This window comes from Agarivorans sp. D1326, from assembly GCF_056958115.1.
The window spans coordinates 237,791-255,336 of sequence record NZ_JBTWEN010000007.1; the positions used below are offsets into that span (position 1 = coordinate 237,791).

A 17,546-nucleotide genomic window follows, 5' to 3' on the forward strand; every position below is an offset into this window, starting at 1 on the left:
CTGTTTTACGAGTATGTAACTGGTACTCAATGATGCACGGATGTTTTAGTAATCATCTACTGAAAGGTTCCAAAATGAAAAAAATTATCGTCGCTTCTACCGTTTCGCTTGCGCTGTTTAGTCAATTTGCAGCGGCTAATACAATTCGTGGTGAAGTTGCCGCAGAAAGTAACCGTACTGGCCCCCATCTAGGCATACTAAAAGGCGGTTATGAGTTTGATACTGATTACGGTCAGTTTGGCTTTGATGTTGAGGCAAAAAGCCGTTTGGGTGGGCGACCTTATGGCGAAAATCAGCATGAGTCAGGTTTGCACGAAGCTACTTTTGCTGCAGATTATACCTACAAGTTCGGTAATGCTTATGTTCAGCCAAGAGTTGAATATACACGTAATGTCGCTAACGACGCCAACACCGGTAAGTTTGCTCTTAAAGGTGGTTATAACTTTGATAATGGTATTTTTGTTGCTGCGCGTTACCGTTACGAAGGTACCCAAAATAACAACAGCATAAATAAAGCTGAACTAGGCGATGTAAAAACTAACCGAACCGATTTAACCGCTGGTTGGGCCGGTGATATTGTTGGTGTGTCTTTTAACTACATTCATAAAGACGCAAATGCAGAGCACAAAAATAATAACCTGAAAATTAATGAACTTGAAACTAAGGTGTTTCTTACCAATTTAGGAAGCTACCAGCCTTATGTTCAATATACTCAGAAAAACTTTGATAGCAGTGGCTACAACAGCAGCCCGCTAAAAGATGATAGCCAGATAAAACTTGGCGTTAGTATGAAGTTTTAAGAGAACAAAAAAAAGAGCGCCCAAAGGCGCTCTTTTAGTTGGTATAACTGTAATGTTTAGTGGTAGTTCAACGAGGTCGCTTTACCTCTAAATACCCAGTAGGAAAAGGCGGTGTACATGAGGATCACCGGCACAACAATCAGGGCGCCAATTAAAATCACTATCAGTGATTCTGGCGCAGATGCCGCCTCCCAAATATCCATTTGTCCAGGTACTACATCGGGGAAGAAGCTAAAGCCCAAAGCGCTAAAACATAGCAAAAATATCAGCATAACTAAGCTAAATGGTACCCAGCAGTGGCGATCGTTTTCTTTAGGTAAACGCCCTAGCAAAAAGTCGTTAAACAAAAATGCTGCAAAACACAAAGCTGGGATCAGCAATACAAACATGACCAATGGGAAGTCAAACCAGCGATCAAATACACCAGGGTTAACTAAAGGGTTAACGATAGATACCGCAATCACCCCCATGAAACAAAAACGGCCAGTGGATTTTGTCCAAGCAACAGCACGTTGCTGTAAGCTGTTTTCGGTTTTCATTACTAACCAAGCTGCACCAATATAGCTATAAGCAGCTGTTACACCCAAGCCACTGAGCAAACCGAATAAATGGGTGCTTATGCCACCCTCAAAACCCATTACATACAAACCTAACATGTAACCTTGAGCTAGGGTGGTGAGTATAGAACCTGCTTTAAAGGTTCTGTCCCAAGCTAACTTATGGTCAACTGCTGCTTTGGCTCTAAAGTCAAAAGCTACGCCACGCATAATAAGTCCGATCAGCATAATTGCGACCGGAATATACAGGTGGTAGAGCACAATGCTATGCGCTGCTGGAAAGGCAATTAGCATGATGCCAACTGCCAGTACTAACCAAGTTTCGTTGGCATCCCAAAACGGACCAATAGAGGCAATCATAGTATCGCGCTGTGCTTCGTCGGCTTCGCCCATTGGCAGCAAAATACCCACACCTAAGTCGTAGCCATCTAAGATTGCGTAAACAAGAACCGAAAGTCCCATTAAGCCGATAAAAATAACCGGTAACCAGTAGGCGTCCATCATGCTTTAGCACTCCCTTCAACGTTGTCTTGTGGCTGATTAACATTGGTTAAGTTGCCGTCGGGTTTGGGTTCGTTGGTTTCAAACTCTTCTTCTTTAACCGCTTTACGTGCCATTAAGAAAACCGTGTGAATGTAGGCAACTAACAAGAAGCTATAAACGATTAGATACAGCGCTAACGAAAATGCCACGTTTGAAGCGGGTAGGCTGGTTACAGCATCTTCGGTTCTTAGTACTCCGGTTACTAACCAGGGTTGGCGGCCTATTTCTGTTACATACCAGCCGGCAAGGGTGGCTACCCAACCCGAGAAGGTAGTACCTACTAATACTTTTAGCATCCAATTTGGCATTTTGCCTTTACGCACCATGTGGTAAGAGCCAAACCAACTTAGGGCTAACATAAGTAGACCCAAGCCCACCATTACCCGGAAACTCCAAAAAACAGGTGCTACTGGCGGGTGCTCGTTTTCAAATTCGTTTAAGCCTTTAAGCTCACCATCTAGCTCGTGAGTTAAAATTAAGCTCGCTAACTTAGGAATGCCAATGGCAAATTTGTTGGTTTTAGTTTCTTCATCTGGCAATGCAAATAACAGTAATGGAGCCCCTTTCTCGGTTTCCCATATACCTTCAATGGCGGCAATTTTTGCAGGTTGGTGCTCAAGAGTATTTAAGCCATGAAAATCACCCACTAAAGCCTGAGTTGGCGCTAGTATCGCTGCCACTATTAGGCTTACTTTTAAGGTAAGGCGCGGAGCTTTTTTAACGTCGCCTTTTAAAATTCGATAGGCTGAAATACCGGCGATAAAAAACGATGCAGTTAGGCCAGAAGCTAACAACATATGGGTTAAGCGATAAGGAAATGATGGATTAAACACAATTGCAAACCAATCGGTTGGATAAGCAACACCATCACGCATTTCAAAACCGGTTGGGGTTTGCATCCATGAGTCTAGCGCTAGAATCCAAAATGCCGACAAACTGGTACCAATCGCTACCAATATGGTTGCTAGGGTATGTACTTTGTTTGGAACACGTTTGATGCCAAACAGCATAATGCCCAAGAAGGTCGCTTCTAAGAAAAAGGCGGTAAGCACCTCGTAACCGAGCAGAGGACCAGCAATATTACCCACAGTCTCCATAAAGCCTGGCCAGTTAGTACCAAACTGGAATGACATGGTAATGCCGCTTACAACACCAATCGCAAAGGAAAGCGCAAACACCTTTACCCAAAAGCGATAGGCGCGCATCCAAACTGGGTTACCGGTCATATCGTGGCGAACTTTAAAAAAAACTAGGAACCAACACATCGCAATGGTGATGGTGGGAAACAGGATGTGAAAGCTGATATTGGCAGCAAACTGTATCCTTGAGAGCATTAGGGCATCAAGCATGGTTAAGCCTCGTTAAGGTTGATAATCTCATTAGCTGGCGGCAGATCCCTTGTTACCAACGATTTTGTCTTTTAACTCTAAAATTCTGCTAATACCTGAGCCCATCTTCATTAAACTCTGCAGTTTGTCTGGATTCATCGTATTAAGTGCGTATGACCATTGAGTGATTAACTCTAAGAGATCGTGGATCTCTTCCATTTTTTTCTGAGTAAACTGGTCTGCTTCGTTTTCCGGTTCTTCCAATAAATTAGAACGTAGTAAAGAGAGGGTTGGGTCAACTTCGCGCTTACTGCGTTCTTCAAATACAGTTCTCGCCATATCCCAAATGGACCCGGCGGCAGTAAAAAATTCTCGGCGCTGACCTGCTTGGTGGCTTAGCTTTACTAAGCGCCAAGACTGTAATTCTTTTAAACCCATGCTGACGTTGCCGCGGCTAATGCCCAGCTGTTGCATAATTTGTTCGGCGTGCAAAGGCTCTTTATTAATCACTAACAAAGCCAATATTTGGCCAACTGTTCGGTTAAAACCCCAACGGCTGCCCATTTCGCCAAAATGAAGAACAAAAGCTTGGCTCTTCTCTGATAATTGCACGCGCTAAATCCTTTTATTGAACTTTCAGAAAACAGTGAAACTTTAATTGAAAATTGATTTAAGTCAATATTTTTAGCGATAATTGATGGAGAGTGATGAAACTGTGAGGTAGATTTAGCTTAGTTTGAGAGTGGGTTTATCTGTTAATCGAAAACCTGATAATAGCTTTATATTTACTTGCTGTTTATCAGGTGTTGTTGGTGTTTATCTATATTTTAAGGGTAGCTTGGTAATAGTGAACACTTACTTATTAAGCTATTTTCCGATACAGAAAGTGAAGACGCCCATAAACACAGGTGTGGTTGCACACTTGGGGGACCGATTGGGGACCAAATTGATAAATGTGCTCTCAACCCAAGTGTACTTTCCTAATAGAATATAGTTATTTGTTCGCTATATGTCTTTCAAATCTTACCGTTAAAATGACTAACTGTTTAGCCCTGTATGCATTCAGTATGAACTCTACACTTAGCCATAATGCTGTTTGACTACCAGTTTTTTCTCCCCATACTATTGCGTATATTATTCTTAAATAGGCTGCAAATACTTAAATAAACAGCGCCGCATACATGAGGTTCAAGTATTGTTATCGTTATCGATTCAAACTCTAGAGTGCTTTATCGCTGCAGCAGAGACCGGCGCATTTAGTAAAGCTGCCCGAAAAATAGGAAAATCGTCATCCTCTGTCAGTCGCTGGATATGCGAATTAGAAGATGATCTTGGCTACTTATTGTTCGAAAGGAAAAGTAACGGACTTGTCGTAGTATTAAGCCCAAAAGGTGAGGCGCTGTTACCTAAGGCTAAAATTGCAATTGATTACATGCGAAAATTGGAAGACCTTGCCTATTCAATGCACGGAGACGGCTCTCCACTTGAATTAACGATTAGTTTTAGTGAGCTGATTGACGGTGAAGGCATTGCTGAAGTTATTCAAGATCTTAAAGCTACCTGGCCAACTCTCCAAATTGCGTTTAAAAATATTGACATGGTTCATGTTCAGTTGGCTATTGACAGTAACGATGTCGATTTTGCGTTAGGCGCAGCTGCCGACTCTTTTTATCCTAATATAGGCGGGGTTGTTGTAGGCGAAGAAAATATCAGTTTAATTGCTCACCCCGATAATCCATTATGCCAAGAACCTGAAGTGCAACTAGACATGCTAATGTCTCAAACGGCCATATGGTCTTCCCCTTATGAAAAAGCTCTGCAAGATGAGAGAGCACTTTTCAATAGCTTAGATACAATAGAATGCGGTGAAGCGAGCACAGTAGTGTCATTAGTAAAAAAGAACTTAGGGGTTGCATTACTTCCTGAGTACATAACGCATTCTGCGAGTAAGTCAGGTGAAGTGGTAGCACTTAGCTATAACCAAAGAGAGATTATCCCTTCGTTCCCTATGATGTTGTACTACCGGATGGATTACCCACACCCTGAAGTGACCGAACAAGTTATTAGCACACTAAAGAGTTGGTTCGGTTATACCAAATAGCTTATTTTTTAGCTCTTTCGCCATTCGTAAAAGAAAGGTTTCGTACTGCTGTAAAACCCTACTTTTTTAGTACATTCACTAAATTCAAGTTAGCTACTTCTCTGTTTTGTTGCTGCCACTCTTACACTATTTACAGCTCCAACCTTAATAAACATCTCATTTATCATTTCTATCTACACTAAACATTTCTCTTTTATTATCCCAATTATGGGATGATTCGAACTACGAGTTAGACAAATTTGAGTTTATCTTGGCCTCACTGAATAAGTTCTTTAAACAAAAATACGTCCAGTTGGAGGAAACATCATGAAAAACTCAATCATCATCGCAACACTAGCAACAAGCCTGTTAAGCACTTCGTTACTTGCAGCTGAACAGGAGCAAAGACAAGAACACGACATTAACTATGGTGACCCAACAGCAGCATATTCTACCGTTGGAGTTTCACGCGCTGCTGACTCGATGATGTTAAACCTACAAGTCAACAAAGGTAACAATATCTACCAAGTTGATTACGGCTTTAATGATAAAGCGCTAGGTGATGACAAAGGCCGCGAAGGCAACCAGAATTACCGAGCTCGTATGTTTCATGTAACTGATGAGGGTTTTGGTGTATCAGCGACTCTTTTGGGGTCACACAATGCAGACAAATCTGGTAGCGATACTGCTCTTGTTGGTGCTCTTTATCGTTACGAGGTATCTGACAACGTAATGATTTTCCCAATGCTAGATGTTGGTCGACAGTTCAGTTACTCCACCAGTGATAATGGCGCTAAGACCCGTGAAGAGTCTACTATCGTCCAACCTGGTGTGTTCTTACTGTACGCATTCGACGATGGCCACTGGTTATCTGCTAACCCTCGTGTTCAGTACAACGCTCGTCATAATGATTGGGTTGCTTCTGCTGAAATTGGCGGTGGTTATATGATCAATGACCTGTTCTCTGTTGGTTTCCGTATCGACCATAACGAAGGCACAGGCCGAGTTAAAGAAGATACTAAGTTTATGCTTCAAGCTAACTACTATTTTTAATCCAAACATTATTAGCGTTTTTAAAGCCCCGATATTTGCACACCTGTTATCGGGGTAAGCATAACCAGAATACTAGAAACACTTTTTTGGGATGGCTAGATTCCTCTCAGGTAAGTGTTGGTTAAAGATAACGATATAGAGAAAAAACCATGAAAACTTCATTTTTAGCCGCAGCTCTAACAGCTGTAATCGCTCTTCCCAGCTTCGCAACATCAGATGTAAACACCGTGACAAGCCTAAATGGTGTCGAAGTTGTATTACAAGGTACGCAAGCAGAACCAAACAACGTTATTGTGCAAGCTGAATTACCAGTCATTGAGTTTGATGGATTAACCTTTAAAGGCGGTCAACAAATCGTTGCGGGTTACAATGACGCATTCGGTGCCACTTACTATCAGGATTTCGTCAAACGTTACAACGATGAAATTAAAGAAGAGTTCACCGCGGAAGAAATTAAAAAGGCAGTAGCTGTTAATAATGCCTTTATTGAAGACTTTCCACGCATGAAAGCTTTCATTGAAGGTATTGCTGACGCATCAGGCGCATCAGTAGAACACATCCTGCTTGCGTTCTGGGCTGAAGATGCTTTGTTTTCTAAATCAATGCTAAGCGTCGGTGATCAACTGTTTGATGGTAAAGAATTCACTCGTCATGGTGAAGACGACAAAATAAAAGGCTGTACTGCTGTTGGTTTTACTAACGGCATATTGGGTCAAAACATGGATTTACCCCTTAACATGTCTGGTGAGTCTGCAACCTGGAAAAGTGATGAGTTGATTGCAAGTGGTCCGTCTCCGTTTCATCCGGTTATGAGCATGTCTCGCAACATGGCATCTAACACCAATACCATTGACGCATTCTCAACGGTTGCTTTAGAAAACGGTATATCAATCGGTTTAATGTACATCACCGCCATCACTCACAATGTGAGTGTTGATGAAGCTGAAGTGATGATGTCTAAATACCAAATAGCTGGTGCGGCATCTACCACCTTAGCAGATAAAAAAGGCGGACTTAAAACCTTCGAATGGCACGCTAATGGTTTCAAGACCTTCGATCAAGAAGATGGTTACATTGTTCACACCAATCACCCTCGTGACCGTGAACAAGAATTAGCCGATGTGCTTTACGATGGGGATCTTTATGAATTCAACAAAGCGATGAAAGAGACGGTCTCTCGGTATGAAGTTGCGTCAGCCTATGCTAAATACGATTTAGAACGCAGCGCTGGTTCAATTAAAGACCTGCTAACACAGCGCCCTATTTTGTTAGCACCTACTGCTGATAACTACTTCATTTCTTCAATGTCGAACGTGTCAGATATTAACGCAGGTTGTCAGTATGTTGCACCGTATCGCCCAGACCTAACTGGTTTCACAGAGGTTTGTTTCGACAAATAGTATTAACCGATTTCGTCCTAATCCCGAAAACAAAGGCACTCATTACGAGTGCCTTTTTCATAAATTTCTATCTAGAAAAATCTATAAGCTTTCCGCCTAAAGCTATCAGTATAAATTTGCTGATTGCGCAATATGTTCGTTGCTTATATAGGTCTTATTCAGCCCGCTCTCTCACTTAACGAGACGTAGTCATTTGAATTATCTGTCAGATCGAAAAACGACCAATATACATAAATCGTTCATTCGCTCTAAAATACTCTTCCTTCTTAAGTGTCCCAAAAATGGGATGATTCGAACTACGAGGTAAATAAATTTAGGTTTATCTTAGACCCAACGAATTAATCCTTTGAACAAAAATACGACCCGTTGGAGAATCACCATGAAAAAACTACCTATTACATTAATCCTTATGTCTACTTTAGGCCTTTCTGTACAAGCAGCCGAATTGCCTTATCAACAGCAATATGCTGACCAAATGGGAGCAGAAGCTCCACACAAAACAGATCTTACTGATGCTACGCCAAATGCAGAAGGCGGAGCGGTTTATGCTAATCGTAACTTCTCTGAGTTTTCTGTTGTATCGTGGAACTTCGCACCTTCGTCAACTCCGTTAATTTTTAATGAGAGCATTACGCCACTCAATAATGACGAAGTCTTGCACTTAGAAGGTACCAATACTGACGGTTACATTGTTGTGAAAGACGGCACCATTGTTAAAGAGTATTATGCTAAAGGCATGTATAAAACCACCAAGCACGCAGTGTACTCTGTAGGTAAATCATATACTTCTGCAACCTGGCACAATCAATTGTTGCCTGTAATGGACAAAACAGTCAGTCAAATCATTCCTGAACTTGCAGACTCTATTTACAAAGACATTACGGTTCGAGATGTTTCTGATATGCGCACTCCAACCTATTGGGCGGAAGATTTTGGCGATCCAAACAGCCCTGTAGTGCTCTCTGGTTCTGCGACAGGCTGGGATTTTAAAGATGCCCAGTATGAACAAATTAGCTTTTTAAATTCATTAACTCGTAATCCTGAATTAGCTGATGGCGATTGGTATTACGTTAGCCCTAACACACTGTTGCTCGATAATATGGGCTCAGAACTTAGTGGTAAACATGCTTATGAAGGCATGAAGGCCTTCTATGACAAACTGGGCTTTGAGTATATATCTAATACTGTTGCCAACTTACATGGACAAGTTTCAGCTGACGGTGGTCAATCTTACACTTTAAGAGACTTTGTAAAGTTGCCTCATGCTATGGCTGCTGACGGTATTGTTAATGGTAAAGAAGCCATCTCTCAAACATATATTGACGACGTATTTACCTCTAATCCAGAAAAAACAGCTGCATTTAAGAACAGTGCTTATGGCAGTGCACTGCCAATGCTTAAGTTCTACAGCAACCAGTGGTATGTCGTTGATGAAGACATTGCTATTGGCATGGGCTCTTTTGGTCAATTCATCGCCTTTAATAAAGCAACAAACGTGGCAATTGCTAAGTTTTCCACCTATAAAATAGGTCAAGACTTTGAGATTGCAGCTAACGACATCGCGTGGTTAATTGAGCAGGTTAAGAGCTATTAAGCTTCACTACAAAATAATACACCTTAGTTTGACAATACGTGGCTAACTGACTTAGCCGCGTATTTTTTATTGCGAACACATGCTCAGCCTCTAAATATCAGCTCATTTTGGCTGAGGCAAGCATAACCTTAGCGTCATCAGGCTCTCGCCTACATGCAGATTGAATTATTGGGTCTTGAGGTGGTTTGATCTTTGATATCAAGTTGCTGTTGAAAGTAGTTAACAAAACTGGCTGAGCGCTTTGTACTATCTTTAAAACCATACTTCTGAGATTGCCATTCAACTAGTCTCTTACTTTTAATTATTTCAGCAAGTTAATTGTTATTTGCCCACTTTACTTTCCGATACAGAAACTGGTGAAAATGCGGCTGAGTAAATCGTCGGAGCTGAACTCACCGGTAATTTCGCTTAAGTGTTGTTGTACTAAGCGCAATTCTTCGGCTAATAGTTCACCTGCTTGATAAACTTCTAGTTGGGTTTTGCCATTGTCTAAGTGTTCAGCTGCAAGTTCGATGGCGTTAAGGTGGCGGCGACGCGCCATAAAGCCACCTTCCATATTGCCTTGAAAACCCATGCATTGTTTTAGGTGGTCTTTTAGCTCTGCTAGGCCTAGCTCGGTTTTCGCTGAAATCTTATAAACAGGATGTCCGTGATCCATTACTACGTCTAAGCTTTCGCCGGTAACATCGGCTTTGTTGCGTACTACTGTCATGCCCATATTGGTGGGTAGCTTTGCCACAAATTCAGGCCAAATTTTTTGTGGGTCGAGTTCCTCGGTGGTGGTGCCATCCACCATAAACAATACCCGATCAGCATTATTGATTTCTTCCCAGGCGCGCTCTATACCTATTTGCTCTACAACGTCTGCGTCATCACGTAAACCAGCGGTATCGATGATGTGTAGTGGCATACCGTCAATATGAATATGCTCGCGTAATACGTCACGAGTGGTTCCGGCTATGTCGGTAACAATGGCGGCTTGTTTACCTGCTAGGGCGTTAAGTAGGCTTGATTTACCGGCGTTAGGGCGGCCAGCTATCACTACTCGCATGCCTTCTCGTAGTAACGAGCCTTGGCGAGCTTGGCTTTGTACTAAGCCTAATTCTTCGATAATGGCGTATAAATCGGCTTGTACTTTTCCGTCGCTTAAAAAGTCGATTTCTTCTTCGGGAAAATCAATTGCGGCTTCAACGTAAATACGCAGGCGAGTAACACTTTCCACTAAGCTATGGATCTTGTTTGAAAACTCACCCTGCAGCGAGTGTAAGGCACTTTTGGCTGCTTGTTCACTGGTGGCTTCAATAAGGTCGGCAATCGCTTCTGCTTGGGCTAAATCGAGCTTGTCGTTTAGAAATGCGCGCTCACTAAACTCGCCTGGGCGAGCCATGCGTAAACCATCTAATTGGCAAATTTCGCGAATTAGCATGTCTATTACTACCGGGCCGCCGTGACCTTGTAGTTCTAGTACATCCTCACCGGTAAAGGAATTTGGCCCTTTAAAGTACAGTGCAATACCTTGGTCAAGCGTGTCTCCGCTAAGGCTTTTAAACGGTAAGTAGTCGGCATAGCGAGGAGCAGGGCACTTGCCTAATAGCGTTTCGGCTACTTGCTGGGCTAAAGGGCCAGATACTCTAATTATGCCTACACCACCACGACCTGGGGCGGTAGCTTGCGCCACAATAGTATCAGTTGAATTCATGCTCACTCTCTTTGCTCATTTCTGCTGAAAATAAAAAATGCCATTCAGCCTTCACTGAATGGCATTTTAGCATTGTTGCTAAACTTTGTGCTTAGCGTTTATGCAATCCTTTTTTCTCAAGGTTACGGTAGATGATGGTTTGCTGAATCAGCGTTACCACATTACTCATCAACCAGTAAAGTACTAGACCTGCTGGGAACCATAAGAAGAATACAGTAAAGATTACTGGCATAAACTGCATAATTTTAGCCTGCATTGGGTCGGCTACAGTGGTTGGAGACATCTTCTGAATGAAGAACATGCTCACACCCATCAAAATAGGCAGAATGTAGAATGGGTCTTGTACCGATAGGTCGGTAATCCAACCAAAGAACGGTGCATGACGTAACTCTACGCTTTCCATTAACGACCAGTACAATGCAATAAAGATAGGCATTTGTAGCAAAATAGGGAAACAACCACCTAAGGGGTTTACTTTCTCTTTCTTGTACAGCTCCATCATACCTTGCGACATTTTCTGACGGTCGTCACCGTACTTCTCACGAAGTGCAGCCATTTTAGGTTGCAGTAAGCGCATCTTCGCCATAGAGGTGTATTGCGCTTTAGTTAGCGGGTACAACAAACCTTTTACGGTGAAGGTGATAAGAATAATTGCTACACCCCAGTTACCTACAATGCTGTGGAAGAAGGTTAGTAGTTTGTACAATGGTTGGGCAATAAACCATAACCAGCCGTAGTCTACGGTTAGGTCTAGGTGTTTTGCTGATTCAGCCATTTGCTTTTGCAGTTTAGGGCCAACCCATAACGAGCTAGTTAGGGTAGCTGTATCGTTAGGCGCAATGGTTTGTAAAGGTGCTTTGTAACCCATGAATACAAAACCGTTACCGCTGTTTGAATATAGCTGGTTGGTATCGCCTTCGTTTGGCAACCAAGCGGTTACAAAGTAGTGCTGCATCATCGCAACCCAACCACCAGTAGTGGTTTCATTTAGGTTAGATTTTTTGATGTCTTTAACGCTGTACTTTGAGTAACGAGTTGATTCGCTAGAGTAAGCACCACCACGATAAACCGGCATTACCATGCTAGAGCTATGCTCTTTATCAGTTTGCTTAAGCTGGCTGTATAGTTGCAGGCTTAGGTCGGAGTCACTTTTGTTGCTTACTTGAAAGTCTACGTTTACGTCGTAGCTACCACGAGTAAGGGTAAAGTTTTTAGTAAATACGTTACCGCTTTGGTCTTGGTAGTTAAGGGCTACAACCAGTTCATCGCTACCATCAGCAAGTTCAAAGCTGTTGCTAGTTACTTGGTAAACTGGGCGGCCGTTGGCGCTGGCATCTGGGCCATCACGACCAATTAAGCCGCTTTGGGCTACATAGGTAAAGTTAGGATTTTCTTCCAACAGTACAAATGGTTCTGTTGAGTCTTCTTCTATTGGGTAGGCCAATAGTTCGGCACTCACTACATCACCGCCTTGAGCGCTAATTTTAAGCTTAAGAACGTCGGTAGTAACCGTGATTAACTGACCTGCAGCGGTAGCCTGCGTTAAGTCTGAATCGTCGTGAGATGAAGCACTGGCTGGCACATCACCATTTGCAGTAGTACCAGTTGCGGTAACAGTATTGGTAGCAGTAGTTACTACAGGCTGTGGGCCGTAGTCTTTTTGCCATTGCTGATATATAAGAAAACTTACAAACAGCAACCCAATTATCAGTAAATTGCGTTGAGATTCCATAATTTTAGTTAATCACTATTGGTTTTTTTGGAACCTGGAACCGGATCATGTCCGCCAGGATGTAGAGGATGGCATTTTAATAGACGTTGGCTTGCTAACCAACTACCTTTTAACACACCATGCAAATTAATTGCTTCAATCGCGTAATCTGAACATGTTGGCGTAAACCGGCAGCGCGGACCAAGCAAAGGACTTATCACGTATTGATAAGCCTTGATTGGCATAATTGCGATTATTCGCAACGGCGCGTTAGTCTTCGCCATGATTTCTCCAGAAGCTTGGTCAGGTCTTTATTATCTAAGTCTGAAATACCGTTCTTGGAAATAACCACTATATCTACTGCGGGCAACTTGTGCTGATGTAGACGAAAGCTTTCTCTTACCAAACGTTTAATTCGATTACGACCTACCGCTAGTTTAACGCTTTTTTTAGAAACAGCTAAACCTAGACGAGGGTGTTCTAGAGTATTGGTTTTGGCAAGGATAGTGAGTTGGGGGGTACCCACACGAACGGGGTTGGAGAATACATGTTTGAAATGCATGGGAGTTAACAAACGTAACTCCCTGCTAAAAGAATGTCTTTGCACTTAATTATGCAGACAGACTTGCGCGACCTTTAGCGCGACGACGTGCCAAAACTTGGCGGCCGTTTTTTGTTGCCATGCGAGCGCGGAAACCGTGGCTACGCTTGCGCTTTAGTACGCTTGGTTGAAAAGTACGTTTCATATTTATTACTCTTGCTAGCTAGTTTTTTACTGTACAGTCGGTGCAATTAACCAAAATGGTAGGCGCACCGGGTAAAAAAGAGGCGAAATTCTAATCATTCACCTCTTCTAAGTCAAACGAAAAATCGCTTAATCTTAAATACTGTTGTGGAAAAGATCCTTTGGATCTTTGGCGGCATTATAGTGCTCCTATATATAGGTGCAACTAAACAATGTAATTAGCCGTGATTACGCTTAACGATACGCGATATAAACTGTTGAGTTCGTGGATCTTTCGGCTGATTAAACAGTTCTTCTGGGCTACCTTGTTCAACAATAGTTCCATCGCTCATAAATACCACTCGGTCGGCAACTTCGCGGGCGAAGGCCATTTCATGAGTAACAATAACTAATGTTTGTTTGCGTTCCGCCAACTTTTTGATGAGTTCAAGCACTTCGCCAACCCATTCTGGATCTAAGGCTGATGTAGGTTCATCAAACAAAATAGCTTGGCTGTGAGTAGCCATGGCACGGCCAATACCTATACGTTGCTGTTGGCCACCCGATAATTGGCTAGGATAGTGTTTGGTTTTATCCGCTAGGCCAATATCTTTAAGTATCTTTCTTGCCTCGGTTAAGGCCTTATCTTTGGGTTGCTTCCAAACAGTGATCAACGCTTCGGCTATGTTTTGCTCTGCGTTTAAGTTGGCAAATAGCGAGTAATTTTGAAAAACAAAAGATAGTTTACGGCGCAGCGCGAGCACGTCTTTTTGGTGATGGTTTTGTGCATCTACCGTTAAACTATCTACGCTAATAAGGCCGGTATCGGGTTGTTCTAAGTAATTAATACAACGTAGAAAAGTAGATTTCCCGGTTCCTGATGGGCCGATGATCGCTACAACTTCGCCCTCTTTCACTTCTAAATCGATACCGTTAAGCACATTTTGCCCATCGAAGGACTTGCTTAAATTGGAGATTTTTATCATCGTTAATAAGCCTTCGATAGTCGCTGTTCAGCAAGGTTTTGTAGCTGAGTAAATACTGCAACAACTGCCCAATAGATAAGTGCTACTGCTAAAAATGCTTCAAAGAACTTAAAGCTACTAGATGCTTCCATTTGCGCTTTAGCCATTATTTCTGCCACACCTAAGGTAAAGGCCAAAGAGGTGCTTTTAATCATATCGATAAGATAGTTCATTAGAGAAGGCAGGGCGGTGCGCAGTGCTTGTGGTAGCACTACTCTGCGTAAAGCTTGCAGTCGAGTCATACCAAAGGCGTAACAAGCGTCCCACTGGCTTTTATCAATAGAGTTAATGGCCGCTCTAATACTTTCTGCTTTATAGGCAGAAAAGTGCAAACTCAAACCGATAACCGATGCGCTAAATGCATCTAAGCCAATCAGAATTGGGAATACCTGAGGTAAGCCGTAATACAAGATAAACAGTTGTACGAGTAACGGCGTACCGCGGAAGAATGAGATAAATACCACTGCAAATTGATTAAGCAGCGGCAATTTAAATACACGAAATAGAGCCAATACTAGTGCAAGCACTAATGCAAAAACGGCTGCAACTGCAGCCATTTCCATGGTGGTTCCCAAATACTTAAACAGTATTGGGAACAGCTCTAACATGTAACCGAAGTCAAATGTAGACATTATTTGGTGATGTCTCCGTCAAACCATTTTTGAGAAATTGCGCTTAGGCTGCCATCTTGCTGCATAGCTTCTAAGCTAGCGTTAACTTTAGCTTGTAATGCTTGGCCTGCTTCGTTGTTTTTGAATGGCATTGCATTCTCGATGGTTTCGAAAGGCTGACCCGCTAGCGCTAAGGGTAGACCAGATTTCTTGATAAGTGCTAACGAAGATACACGGTCCATAACAAATGCATCTGAACGACCCAATGCAACATCTTGCTCGATGCCTGTATCATAAGTCGCTATGTTAATTTGATTATCGGTGTCGTGTTTTCTTAATAGCTGCTCAAAGTTAGAACCTAGGTTTACTGCAACCTTTTTACCTTTTAAGTCGTCAATGCTAGTAATCTCGCTATTGCCTTTACGTACAACAATTTGCGCGCCATCCACCACATAGGGGTGAGAGAATAGGTATTTAGCTTTACGTTCGTCGGTAATAGTAATTTGGTTAGAAATGGTATCTACACGACCTGTCTCTAACATGCCAAATAGGCCAGAGAAGTTCGCGGTTACAAATTCAACTTTCCAATCATTACGTTTGGCCAGTTCATTCCAAACATCAACTTCAAAGCCTTGTAGCTGATCTTGTTTTACAAAAGTGAAAGGAAAATAACGACCAGACATACCTACTTTAACGGTATCTTGTGCAAATGCTGACCAAGGACTTAGGCTAACTAGCAGTAAACCAAGTAGCAATCGTGATTTATTTAGTAGTTTCATTTCTATTCTTCTGTATCTGTAGTTGTGTATGGGTAAAAATTCTAGTTCAGCCTCAGTAAATACACAAATACGCTGTGGTTATATCAAATAACTAAGCTGTTATCTGGCTCGGCGAATTTTATTCACATATTTGTTATCTGCTTGTGAATAATTCATAAGAAACCTAGAGTTTAAGCGGCTTCCGTTATAAAATAGACGGTCTTTTTGGTGATAACGCGGAGTCGCGAGTGAGTGGGTCTCTTTGGCAACAAATCTTAGTACGTTTACAAGATGAATTGCCGGCAACAGAATTTAGTATGTGGATCCGACCACTGCAAGTTGAGCAAGACGCAGAGTTATTGGTGTTATATGCACCAAACCGTTTTGTATTGGATTGGGTTAAAGATAAGTACTTGATCCGAGTGAATGCTTTACTCGAAGAGTTTTGCGGAAGTGATAAACCGAGTTTGCGGTTTGAAGTAGGCAGTAAACCTGTTAGCCGAACCTTATCTAATCCAGTAAAAGCCGATCCCGTGCAAGCTGGAGCCGCTGCTGCACCAGTGAGTAATAACGATAGCGGTAAGAGCTGGGATAAAGAACCAGCGGTAAAATCCGCTCTAGAAGCCAATCATCGAAACAATATTAATGCCACTTACCAGTTCGACAACTTTGTTGAAGGTAAGTCGAACCAACTCGCGCGCGCTGCTGCTACTCAGGTAGCCAATAATCCTGGTGGTGCTTATAACCCGCTATTTTTATATGGCGGCACCGGTTTAGGTAAGACTCACCTTTTACATGCGGTGGGTAATGGCATTATCGAGAACAAAAAGAATGCTAAGGTGGTGTACATGCACTCTGAGCGATTTGTTCAAGATATGGTAAAAGCTTTACAAAACAATGCGATAGAAGATTTTAAACGTTACTACCGTAGCGTTGATGCTTTGTTAATTGATGATATTCAGTTTTTCGCTAATAAAGAACGCTCACAAGAAGAGTTCTTTCATACCTTTAATGCTTTGTTGGAAGGTAATCAGCAAATTATCTTAACCAGTGACCGCTACCCTAAAGAAATTGATGGTGTTGAAGATCGCTTAAAAAGTCGATTTGGTTGGGGCTTAACGGTTGCTATCGAACCCCCTGAGTTAGAAACTCGCGTAGCTATTTTAATGACTAAGGCGAACGAAAATAATATTCGTTTGCCCGACGAAGTTGCTTTCTTTATCGCTAAACGTTTGCGTTCTAATGTTCGTGAACTAGAAGGGGCGTTGAATCGTGTGATTGCTAACGCCAACTTCACTGGACGCGCAATCACCATTGATTTTGTTCGTGAAGCCTTACGTGATTTGTTAGCGCTGCAAGAGAAATTGGTAACTATTGATAATATTCAGAAAACAGTTGCCGAGTATTACAAAATTAAAGTGGCTGATCTGTTGTCTAAACGACGTTCTCGTTCGGTGGCTAGGCCGCGACAATTAGCAATGGCCCTGGCAAAAGAGCTTACTAACCACAGCTTGCCAGAAATTGGTGATGCGTTTGGTGGTCGCGACCATACAACGGTATTACATGCTTGTCGTAAGATCTCTCAACTTAAAGAAGAAAGCCACGACATTAAAGAAGATTATCAGAATTTAATCCGCACATTATCGTCATAATCGGAGAGGCG

17 protein-coding genes are annotated in these 17,546 nt (G+C 42.3%); 6 read left to right on the forward strand and 11 right to left on the reverse strand.

The genetic code is table 11. The features are described from left to right. Window positions 1-74 precede the first annotated feature (74 nt). The gene (locus ACYFDN_RS15050) at window positions 75-800 is read left to right on the forward strand and encodes an oligogalacturonate-specific porin KdgM family protein (RefSeq protein WP_483511762.1); all 726 of its coding nucleotides are present in this window, start codon (window positions 75-77) and stop codon (window positions 798-800) included. 56 nt (window positions 801-856) lie between these two features. Here the strand turns inward: ACYFDN_RS15050 and ACYFDN_RS15055 are convergent, their stop codons facing one another. From ACYFDN_RS15055 to ACYFDN_RS15065, 3 genes are read right to left on the reverse strand one after another with little or no spacing between them, the layout of a single operon-like run. Continuing rightward, window positions 857-1,861, reverse strand: coding sequence for a cytochrome d ubiquinol oxidase subunit II (locus ACYFDN_RS15055; protein WP_338622866.1), 1,005 nt, complete (start codon window positions 1,859-1,861; stop codon window positions 857-859). Continuing rightward, window positions 1,858-3,249, reverse strand: a complete 1,392-nt coding sequence (locus ACYFDN_RS15060; protein ID WP_483511763.1) for a cytochrome ubiquinol oxidase subunit I — start codon at window positions 3,247-3,249, stop codon at window positions 1,858-1,860. The genes ACYFDN_RS15055 and ACYFDN_RS15060 overlap by 4 nt, the downstream gene beginning before the upstream one ends. Window positions 3,250-3,279: 30 nt before the next feature. Continuing rightward, window positions 3,280-3,840 carry a GbsR/MarR family transcriptional regulator gene (locus tag ACYFDN_RS15065; RefSeq protein ID WP_483511764.1) on the reverse strand — a complete coding sequence of 187 codons (561 nt, stop codon included), beginning with the start codon at window positions 3,838-3,840 and terminating at the stop codon, window positions 3,280-3,282. A gap of 583 nt (window positions 3,841-4,423) precedes the next feature. Between ACYFDN_RS15065 and ACYFDN_RS15070 the strand changes: the two genes are divergently transcribed. The 4 genes from ACYFDN_RS15070 (at window position 4,424) to ACYFDN_RS15085 (ending at window position 9,355) form a co-directional block, all read left to right on the forward strand. After that, window positions 4,424-5,329 (forward strand): LysR family transcriptional regulator, encoded by a 906-nt coding sequence (locus tag ACYFDN_RS15070; RefSeq protein WP_483511765.1) that lies wholly within the window; start codon window positions 4,424-4,426, stop codon window positions 5,327-5,329. A gap of 306 nt (window positions 5,330-5,635) precedes the next feature. Further along, complete coding sequence (locus ACYFDN_RS15075; RefSeq protein ID WP_483511766.1) at window positions 5,636-6,361, forward strand: hypothetical protein; 726 nt, start codon at window positions 5,636-5,638, stop codon at window positions 6,359-6,361. A 149-nt stretch (window positions 6,362-6,510) separates the two neighbouring features. Then, complete coding sequence (locus ACYFDN_RS15080) at window positions 6,511-7,761, forward strand: C45 family peptidase (RefSeq protein WP_483511768.1); 1,251 nt, start codon at window positions 6,511-6,513, stop codon at window positions 7,759-7,761. A gap of 379 nt (window positions 7,762-8,140) precedes the next feature. Next, complete coding sequence (locus ACYFDN_RS15085; RefSeq protein ID WP_483511769.1) at window positions 8,141-9,355, forward strand: serine hydrolase domain-containing protein; 1,215 nt, start codon at window positions 8,141-8,143, stop codon at window positions 9,353-9,355. A gap of 334 nt (window positions 9,356-9,689) precedes the next feature. Here ACYFDN_RS15085 and mnmE read toward each other — a convergent pair whose 3' ends face one another. The 8 genes from mnmE to ACYFDN_RS15125 form a co-directional block, all read right to left on the reverse strand. Continuing rightward, entirely contained in the window at window positions 9,690-11,054 is a 1,365-nt protein-coding gene (mnmE, locus tag ACYFDN_RS15090; RefSeq protein ID WP_483511770.1) for a tRNA uridine-5-carboxymethylaminomethyl(34) synthesis GTPase MnmE, read from the reverse strand. 91 nt (window positions 11,055-11,145) lie between these two features. Then, window positions 11,146-12,786 carry a membrane protein insertase YidC gene (gene yidC, locus ACYFDN_RS15095; protein ID WP_152785069.1) on the reverse strand — a complete coding sequence of 547 codons (1,641 nt, stop codon included), beginning with the start codon at window positions 12,784-12,786 and terminating at the stop codon, window positions 11,146-11,148. 8 nt (window positions 12,787-12,794) lie between these two features. Further along, window positions 12,795-13,049, reverse strand: coding sequence for a membrane protein insertion efficiency factor YidD (gene yidD / locus ACYFDN_RS15100; RefSeq protein WP_152785067.1), 255 nt, complete (start codon window positions 13,047-13,049; stop codon window positions 12,795-12,797). Then, entirely contained in the window at window positions 13,019-13,372 is a 354-nt protein-coding gene (gene rnpA, locus ACYFDN_RS15105; protein ID WP_084681699.1) for a ribonuclease P protein component, read from the reverse strand. The genes yidD and rnpA overlap by 31 nt, the downstream gene beginning before the upstream one ends. A 4-nt stretch (window positions 13,373-13,376) precedes the next feature. Then, on the reverse strand, window positions 13,377-13,511 hold the full coding sequence (gene rpmH / locus ACYFDN_RS15110) for a 50S ribosomal protein L34 (protein ID WP_016400276.1): 135 nt from the start codon (window positions 13,509-13,511) through the stop codon (window positions 13,377-13,379). Between the two features lie 217 nt (window positions 13,512-13,728). Then, window positions 13,729-14,475, reverse strand: coding sequence for an amino acid ABC transporter ATP-binding protein (locus ACYFDN_RS15115; protein WP_483511772.1), 747 nt, complete (start codon window positions 14,473-14,475; stop codon window positions 13,729-13,731). Between the two features lie 2 nt (window positions 14,476-14,477). Continuing rightward, a complete protein-coding gene (locus tag ACYFDN_RS15120; RefSeq protein WP_040306767.1) occupies window positions 14,478-15,146 on the reverse strand; it encodes an amino acid ABC transporter permease in 669 nt (222 codons plus the stop codon). Beyond that, window positions 15,146-15,904: an amino acid ABC transporter substrate-binding protein gene (locus tag ACYFDN_RS15125; RefSeq protein WP_016400279.1), complete on the reverse strand. Its 759-nt coding sequence runs from the start codon at window positions 15,902-15,904 to the stop codon at window positions 15,146-15,148. Before ACYFDN_RS15125 ends, ACYFDN_RS15120 begins: the two co-directional genes overlap by 1 nt. Window positions 15,905-16,131: 227 nt before the next feature. Between ACYFDN_RS15125 and dnaA the strand changes: the two genes are divergently transcribed. Next, window positions 16,132-17,535: a chromosomal replication initiator protein DnaA gene (gene dnaA / locus ACYFDN_RS15130; RefSeq protein WP_016400280.1), complete on the forward strand. Its 1,404-nt coding sequence runs from the start codon at window positions 16,132-16,134 to the stop codon at window positions 17,533-17,535. The last annotated feature ends 11 nt before the right edge of the window (window positions 17,536-17,546 follow it).